The sequence below is a fragment of the Pseudomonas sp. SJZ078 genome, from assembly GCF_007828255.1.
In the GTDB taxonomy this organism is placed as follows: Bacteria; Pseudomonadota; Gammaproteobacteria; order Pseudomonadales; family Pseudomonadaceae; genus Aquipseudomonas.
This window is the reverse complement of sequence record NZ_VIUG01000009.1, coordinates 93,551-118,443: the sequence shown is the minus strand read 5'-3', so window position 1 is coordinate 118,443 and position 24,893 is coordinate 93,551. Positions and strand designations below refer to the sequence as shown.

Annotated in this window: 22 protein-coding genes and 1 pseudogene; 10 read left to right on the top strand and 13 right to left on the bottom strand. The window is 56.1% G+C overall.

From position 1 onward, the window contains the following. The first annotated feature begins 90 nt into the window (after positions 1 to 90). Positions 91 to 1,167: a 3-deoxy-7-phosphoheptulonate synthase gene (locus FBY02_RS11165; RefSeq protein ID WP_003183777.1), complete on the top strand. Its 1,077-nt coding sequence runs from the start codon at positions 91 to 93 to the stop codon at positions 1,165 to 1,167. A gap of 74 nt (positions 1,168 to 1,241) precedes the next feature. Here FBY02_RS11165 and FBY02_RS11160 read toward each other — a convergent pair whose 3' ends face one another. Further along, positions 1,242 to 1,523: a GNAT family N-acetyltransferase gene (locus FBY02_RS11160; protein ID WP_024776680.1), complete on the bottom strand. Its 282-nt coding sequence runs from the start codon at positions 1,521 to 1,523 to the stop codon at positions 1,242 to 1,244. Between the two features lie 633 nt (positions 1,524 to 2,156). Between FBY02_RS11160 and oprI the strand changes: the two genes are divergently transcribed. After that, a complete protein-coding gene (gene oprI, locus FBY02_RS11155) occupies positions 2,157 to 2,408 on the top strand; it encodes an outer membrane lipoprotei OprI (RefSeq protein WP_011335311.1) in 252 nt (83 codons plus the stop codon). Positions 2,409 to 2,534: 126 nt separating this feature from the next. Here oprI and FBY02_RS11150 read toward each other — a convergent pair whose 3' ends face one another. The 3 genes from FBY02_RS11150 to FBY02_RS11140 all read right to left on the bottom strand — a co-directional run bounded on the left by FBY02_RS11150 (position 2,535) and on the right by FBY02_RS11140 (position 4,605). After that, positions 2,535 to 3,506, bottom strand: coding sequence for a L,D-transpeptidase family protein (locus FBY02_RS11150; RefSeq protein ID WP_047701546.1), 972 nt, complete (start codon positions 3,504 to 3,506; stop codon positions 2,535 to 2,537). Between the two features lie 143 nt (positions 3,507 to 3,649). Further along, on the bottom strand, positions 3,650 to 3,943 hold the full coding sequence (locus FBY02_RS11145) for a hypothetical protein (RefSeq protein WP_041020059.1): 294 nt from the start codon (positions 3,941 to 3,943) through the stop codon (positions 3,650 to 3,652). Between the two features lie 56 nt (positions 3,944 to 3,999). Next, the gene (locus FBY02_RS11140; protein WP_144927285.1) at positions 4,000 to 4,605 is read right to left on the bottom strand and encodes an arylesterase; all 606 of its coding nucleotides are present in this window, start codon (positions 4,603 to 4,605) and stop codon (positions 4,000 to 4,002) included. A 10-nt stretch (positions 4,606 to 4,615) separates the two neighbouring features. Between FBY02_RS11140 and FBY02_RS11135 the strand changes: the two genes are divergently transcribed. The 3 genes and pseudogenes from FBY02_RS11135 to FBY02_RS11125 form a co-directional block, all read left to right on the top strand. Then, positions 4,616 to 5,299: an ABC transporter ATP-binding protein gene (locus tag FBY02_RS11135; protein ID WP_144927282.1), complete on the top strand. Its 684-nt coding sequence runs from the start codon at positions 4,616 to 4,618 to the stop codon at positions 5,297 to 5,299. Then, positions 5,299 to 7,803: an ABC transporter permease gene (locus FBY02_RS11130; RefSeq protein WP_144927279.1), complete on the top strand. Its 2,505-nt coding sequence runs from the start codon at positions 5,299 to 5,301 to the stop codon at positions 7,801 to 7,803. The genes FBY02_RS11135 and FBY02_RS11130 overlap by 1 nt, the downstream gene beginning before the upstream one ends. A 34-nt stretch (positions 7,804 to 7,837) precedes the next feature. After that, positions 7,838 to 8,005 (top strand): annotated as a pseudogene (locus tag FBY02_RS11125) (transcription elongation factor GreB); the annotation flags it as partial. Between the two features lie 1,065 nt (positions 8,006 to 9,070). Here FBY02_RS11125 and FBY02_RS11115 read toward each other — a convergent pair. Further along, positions 9,071 to 11,290 carry a hypothetical protein gene (locus tag FBY02_RS11115; protein ID WP_144927274.1) on the bottom strand — a complete coding sequence of 740 codons (2,220 nt, stop codon included), beginning with the start codon at positions 11,288 to 11,290 and terminating at the stop codon, positions 9,071 to 9,073. Between the two features lie 213 nt (positions 11,291 to 11,503). Here FBY02_RS11115 and FBY02_RS11110 point away from each other — a divergent pair, with 213 nt between their 5' ends. From FBY02_RS11110 to FBY02_RS11100, 3 genes are all read left to right on the top strand, one after another. Continuing rightward, complete coding sequence (locus FBY02_RS11110) at positions 11,504 to 12,394, top strand: viroplasmin family protein (RefSeq protein ID WP_144927271.1); 891 nt, start codon at positions 11,504 to 11,506, stop codon at positions 12,392 to 12,394. Between the two features lie 50 nt (positions 12,395 to 12,444). Beyond that, on the top strand, positions 12,445 to 12,951 hold the full coding sequence (gene greB / locus FBY02_RS11105) for a transcription elongation factor GreB (protein ID WP_144927268.1): 507 nt from the start codon (positions 12,445 to 12,447) through the stop codon (positions 12,949 to 12,951). A 467-nt stretch (positions 12,952 to 13,418) separates the two neighbouring features. Next, positions 13,419 to 14,606 (top strand): hypothetical protein, encoded by a 1,188-nt coding sequence (locus FBY02_RS11100; protein ID WP_256662485.1) that lies wholly within the window; start codon positions 13,419 to 13,421, stop codon positions 14,604 to 14,606. A gap of 547 nt (positions 14,607 to 15,153) precedes the next feature. On the opposite strand, the gene FBY02_RS11095 is transcribed toward FBY02_RS11100, so the two are convergent. Then, the gene (locus tag FBY02_RS11095; RefSeq protein WP_178111933.1) at positions 15,154 to 15,477 is read right to left on the bottom strand and encodes an ATP-binding protein; all 324 of its coding nucleotides are present in this window, start codon (positions 15,475 to 15,477) and stop codon (positions 15,154 to 15,156) included. 239 nt (positions 15,478 to 15,716) lie between these two features. Between FBY02_RS11095 and FBY02_RS11090 the strand changes: the two genes are divergently transcribed. Both FBY02_RS11090 and FBY02_RS11085 read left to right on the top strand, forming a co-directional pair. Then, a complete protein-coding gene (locus tag FBY02_RS11090; RefSeq protein ID WP_144927262.1) occupies positions 15,717 to 16,139 on the top strand; it encodes a hypothetical protein in 423 nt (140 codons plus the stop codon). A 169-nt stretch (positions 16,140 to 16,308) separates the two neighbouring features. After that, positions 16,309 to 17,496, top strand: a complete 1,188-nt coding sequence (locus FBY02_RS11085; protein ID WP_144927259.1) for a restriction endonuclease — start codon at positions 16,309 to 16,311, stop codon at positions 17,494 to 17,496. Between the two features lie 384 nt (positions 17,497 to 17,880). Here the strand turns inward: FBY02_RS11085 and FBY02_RS11080 are convergent, their stop codons facing one another. The 7 genes from FBY02_RS11080 to FBY02_RS11050 all read right to left on the bottom strand — a co-directional run bounded on the left by FBY02_RS11080 (position 17,881) and on the right by FBY02_RS11050 (position 24,631). After that, complete coding sequence (locus FBY02_RS11080; RefSeq protein WP_144927256.1) at positions 17,881 to 20,364, bottom strand: arsenate reductase (azurin) large subunit; 2,484 nt, start codon at positions 20,362 to 20,364, stop codon at positions 17,881 to 17,883. Positions 20,365 to 20,377: 13 nt separating this feature from the next. Continuing rightward, complete coding sequence (locus tag FBY02_RS11075) at positions 20,378 to 20,896, bottom strand: arsenate reductase (azurin) small subunit (protein ID WP_144927253.1); 519 nt, start codon at positions 20,894 to 20,896, stop codon at positions 20,378 to 20,380. A gap of 533 nt (positions 20,897 to 21,429) precedes the next feature. After that, positions 21,430 to 21,945: a cyclin-dependent kinase inhibitor 3 family protein gene (locus tag FBY02_RS11070; RefSeq protein WP_144927250.1), complete on the bottom strand. Its 516-nt coding sequence runs from the start codon at positions 21,943 to 21,945 to the stop codon at positions 21,430 to 21,432. A gap of 12 nt (positions 21,946 to 21,957) precedes the next feature. After that, positions 21,958 to 22,674, bottom strand: coding sequence for an arsenical resistance protein ArsH (gene arsH / locus FBY02_RS11065; RefSeq protein ID WP_144927246.1), 717 nt, complete (start codon positions 22,672 to 22,674; stop codon positions 21,958 to 21,960). Positions 22,675 to 22,678: 4 nt separating this feature from the next. Continuing rightward, positions 22,679 to 23,740 carry an ACR3 family arsenite efflux transporter gene (gene arsB / locus FBY02_RS11060; RefSeq protein ID WP_144927243.1) on the bottom strand — a complete coding sequence of 354 codons (1,062 nt, stop codon included), beginning with the start codon at positions 23,738 to 23,740 and terminating at the stop codon, positions 22,679 to 22,681. A gap of 17 nt (positions 23,741 to 23,757) precedes the next feature. After that, positions 23,758 to 24,228: an arsenate reductase ArsC gene (locus FBY02_RS11055; RefSeq protein ID WP_144927240.1), complete on the bottom strand. Its 471-nt coding sequence runs from the start codon at positions 24,226 to 24,228 to the stop codon at positions 23,758 to 23,760. A 49-nt stretch (positions 24,229 to 24,277) separates the two neighbouring features. Further along, positions 24,278 to 24,631, bottom strand: coding sequence for a metalloregulator ArsR/SmtB family transcription factor (locus tag FBY02_RS11050; RefSeq protein WP_144927237.1), 354 nt, complete (start codon positions 24,629 to 24,631; stop codon positions 24,278 to 24,280). Between the last annotated feature and the right edge of the window lie 262 nt (positions 24,632 to 24,893).

Below are 24,893 nucleotides of genomic sequence, written 5' to 3'. Positions count from 1 at the left end.
AGGTTCGGCTCCCCGACGCGCTTAAATCCGCTGTGCACCGCCGCGCGGGGATCGCTGGCGGCCGGCACCCGTGACCTGACGAGTAACACGATGGCTGATTTACCGATCAATGACCTTAACGTCGCCTCCAACGAGACCCTCATCACGCCTGACCAGCTCAAGCGCGATATCCCCCTGAGCGACGCTGCCCTGCGCACCGTGACCAAGGGGCGGGAAGTCATCCGCAACATTCTCGACGGCACCGACCACCGCCTGTTCGTGGTCATCGGGCCCTGCTCGATCCATGACATCAAGGCCGCCCACGAATACGCCGAGCGCCTGAAAGTGCTGGCGGCGGAAGTTTCCGACACGCTGTACCTGGTCATGCGGGTGTATTTCGAGAAACCCCGGACCACCGTCGGCTGGAAAGGCCTGATCAACGATCCGTACCTGGACGACTCGTTCAAGATCCAGGATGGCTTGCACATCGGTCGCCAACTGCTGCTGGACCTGGCCGAAATGGGCCTGCCCACCGCGACCGAAGCCCTGGACCCGATCTCCCCGCAATACCTGCAAGACCTGATCAGTTGGTCCGCCATCGGCGCGCGCACCACCGAATCCCAGACCCACCGTGAGATGGCCTCCGGCCTGTCTTCGGCCGTGGGCTTCAAGAACGGCACCGACGGCGGCCTCACCGTTGCCATCAACGCCCTGCAATCGGTTTCCAGCCCTCACCGCTTCCTTGGCATCAACCAGGAAGGCGGCGTTTCGATCGTCACTACCAAGGGCAATGCCTACGGTCACGTGGTGCTGCGCGGTGGCAACGGCAAGCCCAACTACGACTCGGTCAGTGTCGCCCTGTGCGAACAGGCGCTGAACAAGGCGAAGATCAAGCCGAACATCATGGTCGACTGCAGCCACGCCAACTCCAACAAGGACCCGGCACTGCAACCCCTGGTGATGGAGAACGTGGCCAACCAGATCCTGGAAGGCAACCAGTCGATTATCGGCCTGATGGTCGAGAGCCACCTGAACTGGGGCTGCCAGGCGATCCCGAAAGACCTCGCCGACTTGCAGTACGGCGTCTCCATCACCGATGCCTGCATCGACTGGAGCGCGACCGAGAACACCCTGCGCAGCATGCACGCCAAACTCAAGGACGTGCTGCCAAAGCGTCAGCGCAGCTGATCGATCATTTCGCCGCACAATAAAAAAACGCCGGGCTTTCAAACCCGGCGTTTTTTATTGTGGGATCCGTTGTCTCAGAGCTTCGCCGCGTGCCGCTGGTGACGCTCCATGTAGCGCTCCACGTAGGAACAGGACGGGATCACCGTGTAGCCCATGTCTTCGGCGTACTGCAGCGCCTTTTCAGTCAGTGCCGCCGCAATCCCCCTGCCACGCAGGGCGTTGGGCACGAACGTCCGATAGATATCCAGGGTCTGTTTTCCCAGGTCCATATAGGTCAGATAGGCACGATGACCGTCCACAGTGGTCTCGAACTGATGACCAGCCTGGTCATGGTGGATGGACAACGCCTCGCTCATCACTACTCCTCGCGGGTCTGAATGCTGACCCCTACCTTACCGATGTTTTTCCGGCGAAGGAACATCTACGCCACCCCGTGCCTGTCCGGTCACCGAGCGCAAAAAATCAATCACTCAAACCCGAGCACGTCGTGAATAGTAAGCACCAATGACGCAAATGCTCAAGGCACACCTGTCATTGGAGGTAGCCTCGTCGGATTTAGCGACTTGAACGCCAGCGTTGCGCTGAAGTCAGCGAAGGCGCAATAGCTGAACATCGCCAGTTGTTGAGTCTTGAGACGAGCGTGCGTAGTTAAAGTCACCGGCCCTGCCAATAAAGATGCCCGGGACACTGCGCAAAAAATGAACAAAAGTGTAGCCGAATCAATAAACAGCGACTTTAGCGCCCCCGCAAGAGTTCCTCTCGCCAGCGGAACTTTTGTGCACGGGCACGCTCCATTCAAGGGCTTGGCGCTGTATATTTTTTAAACAACAGCAAGAAAAGTTGCTCGAAAAAGAATCACCGCCTACAATTTTTTTGCTTCTTGCGCTACGTCAGTTTACTTACTACAAGTAATGGGTAGTATGTACGCCGGCTAACTCCTCACTCTGAGGAGACAGTCACTAAATAGAAAGTCCTTGAAGGGGAACACGATGAACAACGTTCTGAAATTCTCTGCTCTGGCCCTGGCCGCAGTTCTGGCTACCGGTTGCAGCAGCGCATCGAAAGAAACCGAAGCACGTCTGACTGCTACCGAAGACGCAGCAGCTCGCGCCCAGGCTCGTGCAGACGAAGCCTACCGTAAAGCTGATGAAGCTCTGGCTGCTGCTCAAAAAGCACAACAGACTGCTGACGAAGCTAACGAGCGTGCTCTGCGCATGCTGGAAAAAGCTAGCCGCAAGTAATAGTCCTCCGGGATTGTTATCGAGCCGATCCATTTCTTGGGTCGGCTTTTTTATTGCCCGGTGTTTTCCCCCAGGCAATAAAAAACCCGCCGGCATCGCAAGACGCCGGCGGGTCGAAACAGGACCTTACTGCTGCAGGTCGATCGGTGCGCTCGAGACCATCGGCGCCGAAGCATTCGGGACGGCGATCTCGACCGGCAGGCCATCTTCGGCGGCCACCACGTCACGCACTACGTTCCAGTCCATGCGCAGGTTGCTGGTGATGTCTTCACGCTTGAGCATCGCGTTGATCACCGCGGTGTGCTTGTCCACCACCGATGGGTTGCCCTTGTCATCCAACGGCGTATGGGCTTCCAGATAAACCTTGCCGCCGCTCAAGCCCAGCTTGTAAGGGTCGTTGATGATCCGTACCGACGTGCCCACTGGCACCATACCGGCCATTTCCAGGACATTGTTGTTGAACATCCGGAAGCAACCGTGGCTGGTGCGCATACCGATACCAAATTTCTTGTTCGAGCCATGGATCAGATAGCCCGGGGTGCCCAGGGTGAACTTGAATGGCCCCAGCGGATTATCGGGTCCCGCCGGCACCACGCTGGGCAACGGGTCGCCGTCGGCGGCGTGTTCGGCCCTGATCGACGCCGGCGGGGTCCAGGTCGGGTTCGGCGTCTTGGCAGTAATGCTCGTGTGGGCGATGGGCGAGCCCCAACCTTCACGACCGATTCCCAACGGGAAGGTATAGACCACGTTCTTGCCCTTGGGGAAGTAGTAGAGGCGGTATTCGGCAAGGTTGATCACGATGCCTTCGCGCGGACCTGGCGGCAGGATGAAACGCGTTGGCAGTACAATCTCCGTGCCAGCTCCGGGCAACCAGGGGTCGACGCCCGGGTTGGCGGCGACCATCTCGGTGTAACCCAGGTCATAGGTCGTGCCCAGGTCGGCGAAGGTGTCTTCGTATTTGGCCTTGATCACCTGCACCTGACCAACGATGTCCTCGCCCGGCGGCGGCAGAGGCAGCTCCAGTGCAGCAACGGGCCCCGCCGTACACAGGGCGGCAAGAGACAGGCAGCGGGCGACGGCAGGCAAGCGCAGCAACATCCGGGACATCCTTCGCAGATCGAACAGAGGGTATGAAAACGGCGATTGTACACCGCAGCCCGGTATTACGGGGAGAGCGGCGATGGTCCGTCCGATACACTGCCGTCCAGCTCACCTCACAGGGCAAGTTTCGAAGCTGAAAATTACAACTCGAACCGCAGTTCCGGCCAGATCGGGGAGGTACCGCGCTTCTGGGACTCGAGGATCGCCCGGCACAGCGAGCACAGGCGATGATCCTGGAATATCCGCCGATCGACGCCCGACCAGCGCGGCTGGGCCGGCAGCAGGCTGCCGCAGAGCGTGCGGTCCGCCGAACCACCGAGCTCCAGTTGCCGGGTCACCAGATGCACCCGCACTTCCTGGCAGGCGAACAGGTCCAGCTGTTCGTCAGGCTCGATCAGTTGGTAGGCAAACAGGGACCAGGCAGGACGCGGCATCGGGGGCTCCAAATCGGGGGCGCCACATTAGCCGAAAGACCGTCTCTAGAAAAGCGTCAAAGCAGCGGTTTCAGTGTCGGCCAGACATTTTCCAGCAACTTGCCCTGGGCCGCGACGGACGGGTGCAGTCCGTCACCCTGCATCATCCCTGGGACCCCACCGACGTCCTTGAGGAAAAACGGCACCAGCGGCACTTTTTTCTCATCGGCCAGGGTGCTGTAGACCTTGGCGAAGGCATCGGTGTAGCGCCGGCCATAATTGGGCGGCAGTTGCATGCCCAGCAGCAGCACCTTCGCACCGCTGGCGCGGGAGGCGTCGATCATCGCTGCAAGGTTTTGTTGCAATTGTGTTGGCGGCTGCCCGCGCAGGCCGTCGTTGCCACCCAACTCCAGAATCACCAGGGTCGGCTTATGGGCTGCAAGCAGCGTCGGCAGCCGTGCCTGGCCTCCTGCGCTGGTGTCGCCACTGATGGACGCATTGACTACTTTGTCGTCAAAACCCTCGGCCTTGAGCCGTTGCTCGAGCAACGACACCCAGCCTTGCCGGGTATCCAGGCCGAAAGCCGCGCTGATACTATCGCCAACGATCAGGACTGTACCCGCCGCTGCGTTCTGGACCATGCACATCAAGGCCAGGCCGGCACTCAAAAACCACACACGCATCGGATTCTCCATGGGCTCAAGCATTCTCACCGCGCAGGACCTTAGCAAAGTGGTTCCCAGCGCGGAAGGTGAACTGACCATCCTGCACGAACTCAGCCTGGAATTGAACAAGGGCGACAGCCTGGCCATTGTCGGCGCGTCCGGTTCCGGCAAATCCACCCTACTGGGCCTGCTGGCCGGCCTGGACCTGCCCAGCGGCGGTGAAGTGACCCTCGCCGGGCAGGCTCTCAGTGCATTGGATGAAGACCAACGGGCGCGGATCCGCGCCGAGCATGTCGGTTTCGTCTTCCAGTCGTTCCAACTGCTCGACAGCCTCAATGCGCTGGAAAACGTCATGCTGCCCCTGGAGCTGGACGGTCGCAAGGACGCCCGTGAACGCGCCACGGAACTGTTGCAACGGGTCGGCCTGGGCCAGCGCCTGACCCACTCGCCTCGCCAGCTCTCCGGTGGCGAGCAGCAGCGTGTGGCCATTGCCCGTGCCTTCGCCGCCGAGCCCGACGTGCTCTTCGCCGACGAACCCACCGGGAACCTCGACAGCCACACCGGCGAGCGCATCAGCGATCTCTTGTTCGAACTGAACAAGGAAAGCGGCACAACCCTGGTGCTGGTCACCCACGACGAACGCCTGGCCCATCGCTGCCGGCGCCTGATCCGACTTGAAGCCGGCCAGATGGTCGCGCCCCTGGAGCCTTGATGGCACGCTTGCCGCTGTTGCGCCTGTTCAGCCTCGCTGTCCGCCAATTGTTGCGCGACGCCCGCGCCGGCGAGTTGCGTGTGTTGTTTTTCGCTTTGCTGGTCGCCGTGGCGGCCAGCACCGCCATCGGCTACTTCGGCGCCCGACTCAACGGCGCGATGATGCTGCGCGCCACCGAATTCCTCGGCGCGGACCTGCTGCTCGAAGGCAGCTCGCCTGCCCGTCCCGAGCAGATCCGCAGCGGCACCGAGCTGGGCCTGGAGCATGCCCTTGTCGTGGAGTTCTCCAGTGTCGTCGCCACCGACAACGGCATCCAGCTTTCCAGCGTCAAGGCTGCCGACGACCTCTACCCGTTGCGCGGCGAACTGAAGAGCGCCCCTTCCCCCTTTGCCCCGGAAGAGCCCGGCGGACGACCGAACCCGGGCGAGGCATGGGTCGAAGCCCGGCTGCTGACGGCACTGGATCTGAAGATCGGCGACAGCATCGATGTCGGCAACACCACCTTGCGCCTGAGCCGGGTGCTGACTTACGAACCGGATCGCGCCGGCAATTTCTACAGCCTCACGCCCCGGGTCATGATCAACCTCAAGGATCTGGAAGCCACCGGCGTGGTGCAGCCCGGCAGCCGCGTCAGCTATCGCGACCTCTGGCGAGGCCCGGCGTCTGCCCTGCAAACCTATCGCGACCTGATCAAGCCAGGCCTGGAAGCCAACCAGCGCCTGCAGGATGCCCGTGACGGCAACCGGCAGATCGGTGGCGCCCTGGGCAAGGCCGAGCGCTACCTGAACATGGCCAGCCTGGTGGCGGTGCTCTTGTCCGGCGTCGCGGTTGCGCTCTCCGCCAACCGTTTCGCCACACGACGTTTCGATGCCAGTGCGCTGCTGCGCTGCCTGGGCTTGTCACGTCGGGAAACCATGCTGCTGTTCAGCCTGCAACTGACGGTACTGGGCCTGCTGGCGAGCCTCAGCGGCGCCCTGCTCGGCTGGATCGCCCAATTGGGACTGTTCGCCTTGCTGCATGACCTGCTACCCGCCACGGTACCGCCCGGCGGGCTGTTGCCGGCCATCGCCGGGATCGGCACAGGGCTGGTGGCGCTGGCGGGGTTCGCCCTGCCGCCCCTGGCCGCGTTGGGGCGGGTGCCGCCATTGCGCGTATTGCGCCGGGACATGCTGCCCATCCCTTCCAGTACCTGGGTGGTCTATGGTGCCGCGCTGGGTGCCCTTGGCCTGATCATGTGGCGCCTGAGCCTGGACCTGGTGCTGACCTTCGCCCTGCTCGGCGGCGGTGTCGTCGCCGCACTGGTGCTTGGCGGCCTGCTGTTGCTGCTGCTCCAGAGCCTGCGCCGGATGCTCGCCCGCGCTTCCTTGCCCTGGCGGCTGGGGCTCGGCCAGTTGCTGCGCCATCCCCTGGCCGCGGCCGGCCAGGCATTGGCATTCGGCCTGATCCTGTTGTCCATGGCATTGATCGCCCTGCTGCGCGGCGAGTTGCTGGACACTTGGCAAAACCAGTTGCCGAAAAACGCCCCCAACTACTTCGCGCTGAACATCCTGCCCAATGACAAGCAGGCCTTCATCGACAAGCTGTTGCAGCTGTCGGCGCAATCGGCCCCGCTCTATCCCGTGGTACCGGGGCGGCTCATCAGCATCAACGGCGAACCGGCCAGGGAGTTCGTCACCAAGGACTCGGCCGGGGATCGGGCACTGCAGCGCGACCTGAGCCTGACCTGGGCCGCGGACCTGCCGGAAGGAAACGTCGTCACCGCCGGGAACTGGTGGCCGCAGCAGCCGCCGGACGATATACCGGGGGTGTCGGTGGAAGGCAAAGTGGCCGAAAACCTGCAGATCAAGCTGGGCGACCGGCTGGTGTTCAGCGTGGGAGGCATCAACCGCGAGGCGAAGGTCACCAGCCTGCGGGAGATCAACTGGGACAACTTCCAACCCAACTTCTTCATGATCTTCCAACCCGGCACCCTGAAGGACCTGCCGGCCACCTACCTCACCAGCTTCTATCTGGCCGCCGGTCACGACCAGCAGATCGTCGACCTGGCCCGGGCCTTTCCGGCGGTGACGATTCTGCAGGTCGAAGCCCTGCTGCAACAACTGCGCAGCATCCTGGCCCAGGTGACCCTGGCCGTGGAGTACGTGCTGCTGTTTGTCCTGGCGGCGGGCATGGCGGTGCTGTTCTCCGGCCTGCAAGCCACCCTGGATGAACGGATTCGCCAAGGCGCGCTGCTGCGGGCCCTGGGGGCCGAGCGCCCCTTGCTAGTCAAGGCCCGACGCATCGAATTCGGCCTGTTGGGTGCGGTCAGCGGGTTGCTGGCGGCCCTGGGCTCGGAACTGGTCAGCCTGGTGCTCTACCGCTTTGCTTTCGATCTGCCCTGGCATCCGCACCCATGGTTGCTGATGTTGCCGCTGGCGGGTGCGCTGCTGATCGGCGCTGCGGGGGTGTTTGGCACCCGACGGGCGCTCAACGCCAGCCCGCTGACAGTGTTGCGCGAGGGTTGATAGACTTTCGTCCTTACCACCACAAGAAGTTGCCATGAGTCGTTATCGCCCACCTCGCACCGCTGGCACCGCGCTGATCACCCCCGAGGGCGAGGCGCGGATGCGCGCCGAGTTCCACGAGCTTTGGCATGTGCGCCGCCCTCAAGTGACCCAAGCGGTCAGCGAGGCGGCGGCCCAAGGCGATCGCTCGGAAAATGCCGACAACAATCTATAACCCCACTTACCATACTATTTCCTCTGAAATCCTTTTAAACCGGGACATTCAAAATAGTATGCATACCCTCGAAAGCATACTATTTTGAGTATGCGCCCTCATTTCCCCACCCCCAAAATTTTTTTCATTTGGAGCAAAAAAGCGGCCTCACCCACCCCGCTTTTCCCAGAAACACATTCATGCACGGCGAGTTCGACAGAGACTTTGCCGCCCGTCATGCCTCATGACCGTCCCCCTCTCTGACACTGATACTCCGAGCCGAACCTCAAAAATCTGCATAACGCACACCTTTCCCCCCAAAAATACGATTGGCGCGCCACCAAGTATATGAGTTGAATTTCTGACAGCACCTATGTGCGGCCACGAGATTGAGGAGGCGACAAAACTCATTCGTCCCTCGCTCCTATCGAGCTGAATTACATACACGCGATCACGGGTTGACCACTAAGCCATCATTAGCGGCACGTCTTTTCCACCGCCTGCTCAAATGATCATCAGCACCAATCACGAAGAGGCCTGACCATATTGCCAGCCAAAACTACGCGATGGTCAACCAACGCATCCCCATAACCGAACCAACAACCTTAGCCATTGGTCGCCACCAGCCGCCTACAAAACGTGAAAATGTCGTAAGCCGAGAGGGCGTCGCGACTGGTGAATAGCGCCCAAGGTAGGAATACGTCCCGAGCCAGCGCCAGAAAATTTGCAGTTCTTGCTGAGCAGCCATCACAGAGTCGACGTTCCACCAAATGCCCCAGCACTCTTTCCAGTGCGAATTCACCGCCCAGGTCTGAATGAGCGATTGCCTCAATGGGCTTGAGATCCTCAATCAGTGAAGTCTGTGCAGAGACAATACGGGTCATCTACATGGCGTTGGAAGAGCTTGGCTTGGATATCCCTCCTTACTGGCTGCGAGACTAAAGCCATACCACGGCAATGGACGAAGCCCCACAAGCTTCCCATTGCCATTCCCTTACCCGTAGACGGCGCTACGCCAACTTCGATTTCTTCTAAACGCCAGGTGAACACCATCGGTACCCAAGGAGAGAGCGCTCATCCAAATGCTTCGCTGCGTTTAGCATAGAAATCCTTCACCTCTTCCCACGTCATTTTCATGGCAATGTTCCGTGCTGATGTTTCATCGAGAAGATAAACCTCCACGTCAGGATCCATGATGGGTGAGAGGAATTTGCCGATTCCCATAATCCGACCAGTCCCCACCGTACCGTCCTGGTTAAAAATAACTGCCGGGCGATGATCCCCCTCTTCGAACAACGCCCTCACGCCAGACTTCAACCACTCCCAATCGACAGTCACGGGAAAAGCTGGGCTAACGGTGTGAAGAACGACTGGAACGATTGAATCGATCCCTTTTACGAATGTGCCGGGAAACGCTCTGAGTAGTTCAAGATCTGGAATCTCATCAAGCACTGCATCCAACCGCACGCCGTCGACGTCCCCCTGCTCGTCCAGACAAGAAGATAAATGCGGGGCCACGTATTCTTCGAAATCGCGATATTCCGCAGACTGTAAAAGCTGACCTTGACTACCCTTCATCCGCAGAATCGCCCCTTTCAGGATGCGCCGAATTAACAAGGCTGCCTGGTGAGGTCGATCAGGAGGAAAGCGATCAATGCTTCCTTCCTCAGACAATCTGAACAGCATTGCTTCCCGCAAACCCAGATCAAAACACGCCTGATGGAACGGATGCCGATCACTGATCAGATCCGTCCGCACCCATTTCGCAAGATCCTCCGTTGCCTGGAGTTTCCTGGACGGATCGTTGGACAGCATGGGTATAGGAGTGACGATTTCTTCCGTCACGTCATACATCTGCTTCATTTCGATCGCATAACGGAGCGCCTCCAACTGGGCCCACTCAACCATAGGCTCAATTCTCGCCGCATGCTCTTTATCAGGTGCTGCATTGAAAGCGGCCAAGGCGAGATCACCCAGCGCCCGGCCCACGAGGAAGGCATCACTGCACTTGATTGTCCCCCCCGGGAACGGCACTCCTGCCGACAAGTTCTCTATCAATGGCATAGCCACGACAGGGTCTGTCCAGTCGAGTTGGTTTTGGCTCATATAGGGCATGTACCAGTTCCGCACGGCCGGGTTACAGACGAACTCCCGCGCGTGTTGTCCGAGACTACCCCAGAACTCGAACCTGGTAGGCACCCCTCTTAGACGATATTGCCGAGCCTTCATTTGCCAACAAAAGTCTCCGCTGAACTCAGGCTCAAACTGCTCCTGCAGAATCGGGTAGGCTGCCTTGGCAAGGTCGTAGATTGTGGCAGGCGTCTGACCCGCAATATCGGCCTTGCGGCTGTCCAGAAACAAAGAAGCGTCAGAATCACGCTGCGACAACCCGTGCTCCTTGCACCAGGCGTACATGGAGTAGGGGTCGATGGCGCACAGCGTGATGCACCACCGCCCTCGCCCGTAGCCATTGACGTCCCGCCACAGCATCATGAAGCCGTGTGATCCTGCCCTGTCGCCTGCACGAGCAATGATGTCCATTGCGGTCATCACTAAACGTGGCGGCAGTCGTTCGTCAGCGCCATTCCCCTCTGCCTGTCCACCATCATTTTCATCGCCTTCGTCGTCGATGGCATCCGCTGATTTTTCGACCAGGTACAGATCGATCGAGGGCAATGCCTCCGGTGGCAGCTTCACGCTACCGGTGAGATGCCAAGCTTCGGGCAGATGGGCCTGCAGCGCGAATGAGGACTCAATAGACACCAGCTTGAGCGCCAAGCATTGCTTGCCCGACCATGCATTCATGCTACCGACTGCGTGTGTCAGAAGCGTCGACCAGTCTGCAGCCACCACGACAAAACAAATATCGAAATTGCCCAGGAATGGCAGCAGGTTCCGCAGTTCCTGTTCATAACCTGCAAGCTCGGTAACAGTCTGCCGCTCAGTCTCACTGGCTCGTTTAACCTCAAAAACCACGAGGGTCTTCGACTCGGGACTGAAACAGAGGATGTCGGGGCGTAGCACTTCCCCCTTGGTGAGCGAGATGCTGGTGTTGATTGAAATAATCTCCAGCAATCCTAGGCGGCCCAGTACGTGCCCAGCAGCCTCCGCCGAGGCACGTCGAGAGATGTAATCGATGCCGAAGGATGGAATGAAAAAATCCTGCCCAATTGCATCTGTTATGGAGGTGATGATTTCCTGACCTTGAATGTTTTCGAGCAACTGGTCGTTTTCGATAAGCCTTTGCAGCCAGGTCACTACCTCAGACTCAGGTGGCAATTTTGGTTTGGACATGATCCTTCCTTGAATTTCCGGGCCGCAGCTTTGAGCCATCAGAACACAATGGTGCGAGAGGTAATTTGTCAGCTCAAACGAAGCCGCCGACGAATTCATCCTAGCAGAGCCATACCCCAAAGCCGGCAAACAGCCAGATGACTCCTGGCAGATCGCCCACATTTCTGGTACGAGATAGAGGCCTTCTAAATATGAAGATCAAGGTTGCTCAGGATGGCAAAAAAGATTCGATTCTATGCAGTGATTCATGGACGCCATACAGGAATATTTGACAGATGGGACGGTGGAGCCCGAGCATCTGTCGACCATTTTCCTGAAGCCGAGCATCGTTCATTCAGATCGCTTGAACTTGCGGAGGAATGGTATCGGCAGAACACTCGCTCCCCGCGCTCAAATCACTCACCGGTGTACCATTTCAATACCGATACGATTGAAAGGCGACCCACGGCCAAGGCGCAGCCTGAGCTACACGATGATCTTTCCAAGCAATACCTCGTCTACATCATCATTGACCCGGAGACTGAGGAGCCTTTCTATGTTGGTGAGACCGGAAATTTCCCCCGCCGCCAGCAAGCCCACATTAGATCCGCGAACACAAGAACGAAACGAGCCGCTGCCAAGATCGCCCAGATTCTTGAAAAAGGGCAAATGCCTCTGTTCAAGGCCGTTGAGATTTGTGAATCGAAGGACGCTGCGCTAGCAGCAGAAACACAATGGATCAAACGCTGTGTCGAAAAGGGTCATACCGTTTGGAACCGAATAAGAGAACACCGAGAAATTCAGGAGCTTCACCACGCCCCCAAGATACAGATGGACAGCATAATCGGTGACGGCCCCATTCAACTGGGCCCCTACCCCTACACCTCTCGTTTTGAACTCAAAACCAAGCTGTATAGCTACATTTCAAATGCGCCCTCTGGCCGTGTAACCCATCCCGTAGCCTTGGAAAAACTCGAACTGATATGGGCCACCTCGAAACAGAAGAAATCCGCCCCCGAATTCTGGATAGTTCCTGAGGGAGTTGGAGCCAGCCTTTACGTAGTCCGAACAGATCGCACCGCTTCCAGCTTTGACTACATGGCAGTGATTGATCGCATTCCATAACCTGTGAAATGCTCGGATCTGTACGCATAATTCTTCAAAAGGAGGCCGCTTTGGCCACAAACATCATCACTCGCGGTGGCCACGACAGCCTCAAGGCGGAGCTCGATCACTTATGGCGCGTCTACCGACCTGAGATCACTCAAAAAGTCACCTGGGCTGCATCCCTGGGGGATCGGAGTGAAAACGCAGATTATCAGTACAACAAAAAGCTGCTGCGGGAGATCGATCGACGGATCAGGTATCTGCGCAAACGACTAGAGGACGTCAAGGTCGTTGACTATTCACCCGAGCAGGAGGGGAAGGTGTTTTTCGGAGCTTGGGTGGAGGTTGAAAATGACGATGGTGAGTTCAAGAAATTCCGGATTGTGGGTTACGACGAAATTTATGGGCGCAACGACTACATCTCGATCGATTCACCTATGGCACGGGCGCTGCTAAAGAAGGGACTAGGTGACGAGGCCGTGGTGCAGACCCCGACGGGCGAGGCCGTCTGGTATGTCAATAGTATTTCCTATGAGAGCCCTGCACATAGCGGGGGCCACCTATCAAGCGAATAGCGCTGTCGCCGCTCCCCAAAAACCGCCAATAGCCATCATTTGAAGAACAGGTATTTGCGATGAGGGTATAGGATTGGACAGATGCTTGGCGTCAGGATAAATGATCGCGTCCCCTCCCTCTCTGCTGCATGCTCACAAAGCGTGCTGGTCAAATCCGATTCAATCGACGGCTAGCACCAATAAATGACAGCTCAGTCGAATGCAAACGGGTGGTCACGTTGAGCGCCAATTCGCAGCCTTGCTATCCGCTGTAACGCCCGTAGTAGACACTCAACGCGGCCCGCCAAGATACTTGCACTCTTCACAACGGCTTGGTAGATTCTGGCTGCGCCGGGTAGGCGCACTTCACCCGTCAGTGTTAGCTGGAAACGGCACTACCCGCAGGAACTCAAAGCTCAAGGCCATGATTTTTCCAGGCCCCAAAGCGACGTAGGCGGGTGACGTTGCGGTAAGGGGCGGAGAAAAACATGAGCACCACCCCTGTTGTCCCCCCTTCTACACTCCGTGGTATCAAGCGCAAGGCAAAGTCCATTGCTCGCTTGCGTCAAATCTCCCACTCCGAAGCACTCGACATTGCCGCTCTGGAATCCGGTTACGAGAATTTTCGCCACGCCCAACGAGCCCTCATGCGCACTCAGGACAACGCGACTCCGCCATCATCTCCATCCATTGCGGCTGCGCAGGAAATGGTTGCACCCAATTCTAATGAACAAGGAATGCGCATGGGCATCAAGATGAGCTCCGCCTTTGATCAGAACAAGCAAGAGTGGGAAGCCGACACCTATCAAAAAGGCCTGGGCGCCGAGCCGTTGCAATGCAAGCATTGCGGCACACATGTCACCCATAATCCTCCGCACACCAGGGAGATGCACGACAAGTCGGTCTTCGTGCAGGGGTATTTCCGGTTGTTGCCCAAAGGCGCACACGCCGCAAACTGCCCTTTCGGTGTAGATGAAGAGATCAATAAGATCGCGAAGACATCTGAGGGGTTGATCGAGAGTATCCAGAAGGACAAATACCGGATGCGACTGGTAATGATTAAAGAGGCCCTGGAGGGGACAGGCGCGCCGAAAAATCCGGACGGAGGGGACAGAACAAAGACGGGCAGAACTTATACCTCCAATCCTGGGCTGTTGCCCGCGTATATCAACTCGGCCAATCGAGCCTTGAAACTCCGAACGCTCTGCGCAAGCAACCAGGATATCGAGCAGCATCTGGAACTGGTCTTTGAAGGCAATGTGAAGGTAGCCTGGAATCAGTTCTATTTCGAATCGGAACAGCACATGTCAGGCTTTCATGCCGTTTCGCAGAACACCGTGCAGCATCCCATTGCCATCCACGGCCAAGTCAGTAGCGTTCGTTGTGGACTCAAAGGCGACTCCAGCAAAAACGTGATAAACCTGCAGATGAGCAAATTCAGGCCGGATCCCGAAAACCCTGAGAATGGAATTGGCGTAGAGGTAAGTATCTGGTCGCCCCAATCCGAGTGGTTTAAGGGTATCCAGAATGGGGACGAGGTCGTGGTGCTCGGCATGTGGAAAACATCTACCACCCCTCCGGCGGCGGCGCAGCGAGAAGGTCGATACAAGACTTTTACCAAACGTCGGCTGAGTTTGAACATGATACTCAAAGCACAGATCACCAAGGTTCTATGATTGATTGCGAGTGCTCATCAGGCTTACGCGATCTCGTAAAGCTGGTGAACTGTTGTGAGACTCACTCCACCGTTTCCCATCACGGCAGCGTTGGAGTGATTGAGTTTCGTCAGGTAACACCGCCGCTGACTAAAAGCTGCTTTCCGCTTTTCCATACCCTTTCCCTTGCGGTCTTGGCAATTAGTTCTAGGGTATTGATGGTACGCCTAGAAACCATGGTGACTGGATAAACGCCGCTGATGTCGGTGACAAGATACCCCATTGAAATCAACCATTCGGATATCAAGTCAAGTATGTCAACGCACATTAAGCCAAGCCAGGCCCGAAACCGAAACGTGACGACCGAAAAGATGACAGAAGGCATCAAGTGAACCCCGAGACCAAGCCGAAGCACCCGACACGTCCCACCCACAGACCTGAAAAGTAACAAAGGTATTAAGGTGATATCAGCACTGCTCGCTGACCAGTCCCAACCTCAACATTTGTCCAGCCGGCCCGAACGGGCCGACTATGGCATTAATCGGTCAATCAGCTGAAATTTGACCGCCTAACCCACGCATGGAAGTCTGATTTCAAAGCAGACACCATCACCCAAGTTGCGGGCAGTCAGGCTACCACTCAGACGTGAAACAAAGGTCTTCGCCATATACAGCCCCTGTCCAAGATGTTCGCCCTCCTCTGCGCCGTCTCGCACAGAGACACCATATTCAAAAATTTCTTCGATAGGGTCATTCGCGATATGAGGCCCATTATTTTTTATAGTGATAACGGCGTCCCCTTGCTCTAAGTAGCCATCGACGATGATGTCAGTATCAAGCGCTCGAAAATCTTTGGCGTTATTGATGATCGCCGTCAGCACCGACTCCAGCATGTCAGCGTCAACCATCACATAAAGGGCAGAGTCCGTCTCGGAGGCTGGCCGGAAGATATAGTTCGAGGCTACAGCGTGCGGGGAACTTCCTTTCTGCAGTCTTGCACTGCTGGCACTGATAAGCGCGTATGCCTCTTTGACGCTCCCGAGCCGGAGTGACCAGACGACACTGTTCGCGAATGAAAGCCTTCGTCAGGGCCGGTTAGACTTACACCTTTGACTCCAAAGAGAACGCGATAATGACCGAATCTCCATACATCACTCACCGAGAAATCCTGCTCAACGGCATGTACGGCACGGCCTATTGCCTGCAGCAGTTCGTCCTTCATCAGCTAGACCCATATCGCTATGCATTTGACATCGATAATCATAGCGGTGGGCTCGATGGTCGGCATATCCAGATCTACAAGGATATGAAGCAGTGGTACTGGGACAATGGCCAGGCCTCAGCTGGCTTCAAGGAGGTGGCAGAGATCATTCAATCCCGTCGGGTTCAACAGGCTCAATCCAACCTTGAACAGCTTCGCTGCCTGCGAGAAATGCGGCCCGAGGATTACCCCCATGAGCCAGGGGAAAACCAGTTGGAGGCCTATCGCAACGACGTCGAACTCCATGAGTGGCACCACCGGGAACATGTGGCCAAGGGTGACCTTGACGAGTAGGCATCGAGTTCAAACCACCTCCGTAGACGGGTAGATAGCACTAGGCTATTGTCTGGCCTCAAGCACCGAGACCTTTCAGGACAATCAGCTACCCTGCGGCGGCAACTGATCAAGATTGAGGTGTAACGGCTTGCACCGCACCTCAGTCTTCAGCCCGGAATAGACGCCCATGATTTACCAATGCAATGGATGCAACAGAACTACTTTTGAGACAACCTGCCCTTGGTGCAACAGCTCGCAGGTATCACCATCTGCCGAGCTGCGCGCTCAACATCTGACGCCACTCGATCCTTCCTTTTACCCGGACTTTCAGTACCAGTCCAAGGGACTCCTCAAAGATTTTCTGGGCAAGAAGAAAGAGCAGGCACAGCTGAACGATCTGCTCAACAATGTGCTAAGAAAATACGCACAGCTCAAGCAGCCCTACTTCACGAACTTCATCCACACTACCCGTGAAACCTCTTCCACCAGCAACGATGCCGGCGTGCCAGGCCCAAGGCTCGATGGTGTGTACACCGAACGCGAGCTGTTTCGCGAGGTGCTGATCCGCAAGGGGTTCGATGAGCTTGAAGGTTTGCCCTCTCTACTGGACAAACTGCTTCTGACCACTGCATTCAACTCGACCTATCTTGGCTTCTCCAGAGAGCTCAGTCGCCACATCAAAGCCGACTTGGCCGAGACCCTTCGGTCATGGATCGATGAGGCTGGAACGACGTTCAGATCTGATCTCGCTCTGTTCTACTACTACCTCTGGGAGAACGATATTTCGTACCAGGGTGTCCAGTTCAATGCTCAAGCGAACGCTACGACCAACACTCCTTTGATTTCCTTGCCGGCTTTCCGCTCCGGGCTCAGTCTTTGCGAAGGTATCTACTTCGACATCCTCGTCGAGCGCTTGGGAAGCCAGCTTGAGCATTTCAACCCCAACCGGTTCATCACCATGTATTTGGTGGACGCGATGGACGGGTTCCAGTTCGAGGCGTTCCTGGTCGAGATTTTCCAGACCATCGGCTTCGACGTTAAGGAAACCAAGAAGACCGCCGATCAAGGGGCCGACTTGTTCGTGAGCCGGTTTGGCAAAAACATGGTGATCCAGGCAAAAAACTACACCGGCTCCGTTGGCAACGCTGCAGTTCAGCAAGCGATCTCAGCCAAGGCGTTCTACGGTTGTGACGAAGCCATGGTAGTCACCAATTCGTACTACACGAAGTCGGCCAAGGAACTCGCCACCACCGCCGGGGTACGCCTCGTTGATCGGGAGGGTTTGCAGACCTATTTGGACGATTACAACCAGAAACTCATTGAGGTCTTCCAGGCTGAAGCGGAAGAAGATCGGGAAGAACTGACCTTACGGTAGTCTGGACAACCGTTTCTGGAACAACCTGGCAGGCCTGGTGGCATACCTACGTGATTACATTCCTGTTCAGTCCCGTGGCACACCATCAAAGCTTCAGCTATCGAACTGCCTGCTATCGCTTGAGAAAGCCGGACATGGATCGCATGCAAGCGAGCACGGGCGGCATATGCGAGTGAGAAGTCCGGATCATGCAGAATGGCTCGGTCAAGCGCCTCGTTTTCCCAGGCCATAGAGAGAGCAGGAGATCTATACCTGTCCCTCACGCGCGAGAGGAAAGAACAAATTTGCGCACAACGTCCTCCCTCACCACCTGCGAGACTGCGCTCGCCCCAATACCATGATCGTAAAGACCTCGGAAAGAAACGCCTAGCGGGCGTGAAACAGCTATGCCTTAAATCTTCGTGACTTGAAGCTGATTGTCTCTTTGAATTCTTCCACTTTCCCAATACGACGAATACTCGCCCATGTCCCTTTGTAATAAGGCACTACGTTTCGATCAACCCATGGCGTGGTTAAATCACCCATAACGCCATTGAAATGGCCGAACTGCATGAACGTCTGATTCCGTTTGATATCCGGCTCTAGATAGGCCAGCGCATAGGACGAGCCGTAGTCGTTGAACACCTCGACCACATCCCCGGATGCAATAGCCAACGTTTGGGCATCATCAGGATTGATTTCCAGATAAGCCATCGGCACGCGCCTCTGCACAAAACTGTTGTACTGGTCGTGATAGAGCGTTTGCCATACCTCGTTAATACGTCCGTTGTTGACCCAGAACTGGTGCTTCTCCTTCTGTTCCTCCACCGGCTTTGGCAGGCCTGGCCACGTCGCTGGTTTGAACTCAGCTTCGCCGTCCGGCGTGTCGAATTTGTAATCGGAGTACAGCATTTCGGTGCCGATCAGTTTGCCGTCTCGGTACTCCTTGACGGGTAACTGGACTCCATTGTTGCCCATGGCTTGCAATCGCTCGTAGGTGACAATATTGCCCGTGGTTCCACCCTGACTATCAATAGGGCCAGCACCGGGTTGCCCGGCCATACGAAAGCCGTCATTGAACGCGTCCTCCTCAGTTTTCCAGTCGAACCCTGCGAAGCGCGCCGCCATGTCCTGCTTTCCTTCGGCGGTATACATTTGCCGGAGGGTGTTAGCGATAGCTGCCGCGATGAGGCAATCGGCTTTCGCCGAACCAGGAGGATCGGTGAATTTTTGCGACAGACGCATCCTGCGTTCCCCATTCATAGAGGTGAGATTTATCTCACCCGGATGGGCTGCTGGCAGCATCACGTGCGCGGCTTCTGCTAGCTTGGTGGGGTAGAGGTTGATATTGGCGAGGAAGAGCCCACCTTTGTTTTTCACCGCATCGTAGATCGCATCCACCATCTGCGTGGTTGAGCCGCCGCGAACATTGGCCATAGCCTCCCTGACAATATTGGCGCGCTTCAGAATGACCGTGCGATGTTGCTCGGCATTGAGCGTGGTCTGAAACGGATTAGCTCCCCAAGCGGTATACATCATGCCCTTGCCGTTGATGACCTCCTGATCCACGTAGATCTTGGTAGTGCCTGGATAAGGTGGGCGTGTATAACCCTCTTGATGCCCGCCCATTCGCACCACACCTGTACCCCGTCGTCCGACGTTATGGGTCGCAAGCACTAAATCGACCAAAGCAGACTGGATGAGGTAGTTGTCATTGCCCCAAATAATCCCTTTCTCGTAGGCATGCATGGTGTGGGGGCGGTGACCAGAAGCTTTAGGCTTGTAGGCCCATTCGGCAGCGAGCTTGAGCTTCTCCGCCGACACGCCGGTGATGTGGCTGGTTTCTTCGAGCGACAGCTTGTTGGCTTGAAGTGCCTGATCGAACCCCTTGGTATGGGCTGAGATAAATTCCTTGTCGTGCCACTCTTGTTCAACCACGTAGGTCAACAGGCCGTTGAACAGGGCGATATCCGTTCCCGGTTCGATATCCAGGTGAAGCACGTTGTCCTTGCCCGCCGCTTGCTCGGCAACAGCAATGGTCGGTGTCCTGCGCGGGTCAACAAAAATCACTTTCGCTGGTGCAACGGTTTCTCCAGGAAAACGCTGTTTACGTTTGTCGATCGTCTGTCCCTGTAAATTGGGTATCCAGTGGGCCAGGAAGTAGTTGGTTTGGGTTTCGTAGGAGTTGCAGCCGATGGCAACAATGACGTCGGCCAACTCGGCATCTTCATAGCTGTTGTTCAGTTCGCCAATGCCCATCTCGCGGGTGGCGTGGCACTCGGAGTTATAGGCCGGGCGATTGTGGATACGTACCAGCGGAGTTTTCAGCGCTGTGAACATCAACTTGCCGGTGCCCCAGGTATTCTCAAACCCGCCCCCGGCACCTCCGTGATCGAAGCAGTCAAAGGCGAGCGCGGCTGGCCCGTCATTATCTAGAATCTTCTTGGTCACGCCCGCATAAAGCGCCAGCGCATCATCCCAGCTGGTGTCCACCCACTGGTCAGCCACATAAACGCGTGGACTGCGTAACCGCTCCTTGCCTACGCCATCGGGGCTGTACATGACCTTGGCGAGCTGTCCGCCTCGTGTGGAAGACAACCCTTTATTCACTTCGCACTGTTTGTCCGGCACGATCATGATGTTGTAGCGCTTACCATCCTTGTCGGTGATCGTATTCTGCATCGCCGGGGTCATGATGACAGCCAAAGGAGGTAGCTGTTTGCGGAAGTCGAGCCCGAGTGCGTTTTCATCGGGTGCCCGTCCGCCTTCCTGATTTTCCGGCCATTTGTACACATGATAGCCACAACCCACGATGCAGAAGTGGCATGTCAGGTTGGTCTTTTGGGCCCCTGGAGGTGGGAGCGCTACACGATCTTTGTTGGTTGCCATTTGAATCTCCTTATCACAGGAGGTTGGACTGACGTCCGTAGATCAACCCTTCTACGGCAACTGCACGTACCGAATCGTCTTTGGGGTTGTATTCGAGCACTATGCTTGGCAGGTTCTCAGTAGCTTGGCCGGAAACCATTTGGCCAATATTCTCAGGATCGAAAATGCTGAAATGACAGGGGCATTTAAACAACTTCTGTCCTGCGTCATAGGCAACCGGACAACCCATGTGTGTACATAGCATGCTGTAGGCGACAATGTCGCGCTCCGGGCCGACGCCCCCCGGAACAGGTGCGCCCATTTTGATCAACGCGCAAGGTGAGGCCGCGTCAGGATAGAAAAATGAAAAGGGTGTGTTGACCTGCAATTTCTGCGCGTTGGTGATCGCTTTCATTTGGTAGGGGAGATTGACTCGCCCTTCTACCACTGGCAGTGATGTCGCCGCTTGTGTGAGTTCAGGTACCCCGATGGCCACGCTCGCTGCAACACCGCCTCCCACTTTCAGGAAGACTCTTCTGGATATCGATGTCATCTCTGCCTCTGCATTATGTTTGCGATACGGACGGCCCCCGCCTATGTACTAAGCAACCTTTACTTCAGCCGATTCAGCATAGGATAGAAAACCGTTCTTGCGACCAAATGACTCAAGTATCGAGAGATACCGTCCCTTGCATCGTCGACACTGACACCCTTCTTGGGGATCACTTGACTACTGACTGTGTACTTAAAGCAGGTAGTCGACGCCTCAACTGCCCCCTGCTTGATATCGTCAGCGGAGGCGAAGAACTCTGCACTGATCTCGCAGATTCCATTTTGCTCTAAGGCGATTTCAGTCTATGGCTTTTGGTTGTTGCCATCGCCCCCCGGCGTTCCTTGATCACCCAATAAGCCTTCAGCTCATTTTTGCTGACCAAGCTTTGAATTGGTAACGCACATCCATCCACAATCAGGTTGTCAGCCGATATCTGGAGACTGGGCAGATAAAGCAAGCGACCAGCCCGTAGGCTGGAACACCCAGTCTGATAGTACAATCCCGATCAACCGGCCAATGTACTCCGCGTGCTGTTAGTGGGAGCCCGATTGTTCGGGGCCGAATTGGGAAATGTATTCAACATGAACAGGATGCTGGATGGCGCGTGGACGCAGCGCCTGCACTTCACGAAGGGCCTCCTGGTAAGGGACATCACACTGGATAAGCAACTGAGCAGCGATCAATCCAGTCCGTCCCGAACCACCCTTGCAGTGAATGGCAATGCTCTTGCCCTCGGTCAGCAACTGCTTGAGCCGATCACGATGCTTTTCCCACGCCGCTAGGAATGCCTCGCCTGGGGCCTGGTCGTCTTCAACGGGCAGATGAAACCATTCAAGACCGAGTAATGCGCACTCTTCTGGCAGCAGATCGATTTCGTTCTGGAGCAACTCTTCGGTCGGCATCAGTGTCAGCAAGGCTGATGCACCAGCGGTCTTTAGCGTTTCCAATGCTTCAAAAGACGGTGTGCCTTTGGTGCCTGGGCATGGGGTGAAGATCAGTTGGCCTTTGACTTTCGCTAGGGGAAGCACAGAGTACGGATGTTGTTGCACGGTAAATTGTCCTCAGATGGAACGCTGGTTAACTCGTTTTGAAAGCTCTTCAGCTGACTCTTTGCGCTCGGAGTATCGATCCACCAGATAGTCTTGGCGTTCGCGCAGCAACAATGTGAATTTCACCAGCTCTTCCATCACATCCACGACACGATCGTAAAAAGCTGAAGGTTTCATCCGGCCAGCGTCATCGAACTCAAGAAATGCCTTGGGCACGGAGGACTGATTGGGGATGGTGAACATGCGCATCCAACGACCCAGCACACGCAGTTGGTTGACCACGTTAAATGACTGCGAGCCGCCACACACCTGCATCACCGCCAAGGTCTTACCTTGAGTCGGACGCAGGGCGCCCATGGTCAGCGGCACCCAATCTATCTGCGCTTTGAAAACGCCTGTCATGGAGCCATGGCGCTCGGGAGAACACCACACCTGCCCTTCTGACCACAACATCAGATCACGTAGTTCCTTCACCTTCGGATGATCGTCTGGTGCGTCATCTGGTAGCGGCATCCCTGATGGGTTGAAGACTCGGGCTTCGGCGCCGAGATGCTCCAACAAGCGTGCTGCTTCTTGGACAAGCAAGCGGCTGAAAGATCGAGCCCGCGTCGACCCATAAAGCAACAACATACGTGGCTTATGCGTTGCCTTCAGTTCGCTACCGAGCTTTTCAATTGTCGGTACATCAACCAGATCGACATCAAGATTGGGGATATATTCTTCGGACATAAATTCACTCCTTAACTGGGACGCTCTGAGGCTGGTCGAACCACCGGCGCTTCAGCCACAGGGCGACACCCACAAGGGAAATCAGGACTGGAACTTCCACCAGCGGGCCGATCACCGTAGCGAAGGCAACGGGCGAGGCCAGACCGAAAGAGGCAATGGCCACGGCGATGGCCAACTCGAAGTTATTGCTGGCAGCCGTGAAAGCCAGCGCAGTCGTGCGGGGATAGTCAGTTTCAAGCAACTTACCCATCCAGAAGCTGATGAAAAAAATCACTACGAAATATATCGTCAGCGGGATGGCGCCCCGAACAACATCCAGCGGCAGTTGCAACAGCATGTCGCCCTTGAGGCTGAACATTGCAACGATGGTGAGCAGCAGCACGACGAGTGTCAGCGGACTGATCCTCGGAACAAAGCGCTCGCTGTACCAACGCTCGCCTTTGCAGGTGATCAGAACTTTTCGGGTCAGAAATCCTGCCAGGAATGGAATACCCAAGTAGATCAACACCGACTTGGCGATGTCGACGAAGCTGGATTCAATCACGCTACTTTGCAGGCCGAACAGCGGTGGTAACAGGCCGAGGAAGACCCAGGCGTACACACTGAAAAACAAGATCTGGAAGATGCTGTTGAACGCTACCAGCCCAGCAACATACTGATTGCTGCCTCCAGCGATCTGGTTCCACACCAACACCATGGCGATGCAACGAGCTAGACCGATGAGAATCAAGCCGGTCATGTACTCAGGCTTGTCCGCCAAAAACACGATGGCCAATACAAACATCAACACCGGGCCTATCACCCAGTTTTGAATAAGCGACAACGTCAGAGTGCGCTTGTCCTTGAACACCTCGTGGAGTTCTTCGTATTTCGCCTTGGCCAGCGGCGGATACATCATGACGATCAGGCCAATGGCAATCGGGATGTTGGTTGAACCCACCGATAGGCTGTTGAGCCAGTTGGGCAGACCTTCAAAAAGACTGCCCAAGCCAATACCAAGTGCCATGGCGATGAAGATCCAGACCGTCAGATATCGATCCAGAAATGAAAGACGACTTTTGCTCACCTACGACTCTCCGGGCATCACAACGTACCAATTAGGGCCAGCTCTGCGTTGAGCTGCTCGGCACTCAGTTGCTGCAAAGGCAGGGATAAAAAAGCTTGAATACGTTTTTCAATCTGAACGAGAGTGGCATCGAAAGCAGCCTCAATCTCCTCTGAAGAACCGATATGCTCAGATGGGTCAGCCAGCCCCCAATGTGCCTTAGTCGAAGGCCCGAAGAACACAGGACAGGCTTCCCCTGCCGCTTTATCACACACAGTAATGACGAAGTCTGGTGAGAGGCTCTGATGGACGTCATTCGATTTGCTGTAAAGATCCTTGGTCGGTATTCCGGCCTTTTCCAAAGTCTTCAAACTCATCGGATTTACCTGACCGCTCGGATGACTTCCGGCGCTGTAGGCCTTAAAGCCATCGGGAGCAAGATGATTAAACATGGCTTCGCAAAGGACGCTTCTGCAGCTATTTGCAGTGCAAAGAAACAGAATTTTCATAAGGAAAATCTCAGGGATTCTTAGTACACGGGAACAGTGGTTGAGTAACTCAGCAACAGGCGACTCTCTCGGGTCGGTCACCCATGGCGTTGAGACGTTTTGAGATTGGGCTCAACCATTGCTCGTTCGCACCCAGCACGGTTCTGAGGATGGAGTGAACCCAATCAGGTAGACCGGGATGCAATCGGTAGTAAACCCACTGCCCCTGGCGACGATCCGCGAGCAAACCACAGGTTCGCAATTGTGCTAGATGTCGAGAAACCTTCGGCTGAGACTCATCCAGAGCACAGGTCAACTCACAGACACACAGCTCTTCTTCACGAGCAATGAGCAACATGATCCGTACGCGATTTTCATCGGCAAGGCATTTGAAGACGGTGGTTGGAGTCAGGTGCATAGTCATATCGGATCTCATCGCTTGGTCTTCACGAGCACGAACACTTTTTTATACGTTCATGATGCCGCCATTGAATGCTTCAAAATTTACCGAGTCGGTATGACGCCGCAAAGCTGCGGCTAGCTGTGAGCGAGCAGCATTGGCATACAGACAAATAGAACACGAGACTTGGTCGCCATTGGCGCATCTGAATCATATACGGAAACTCGAATATACGAATCTCCGTATATGATGTAAAGCTTGGATGAACCGCCCGTCAGCGTTGCGA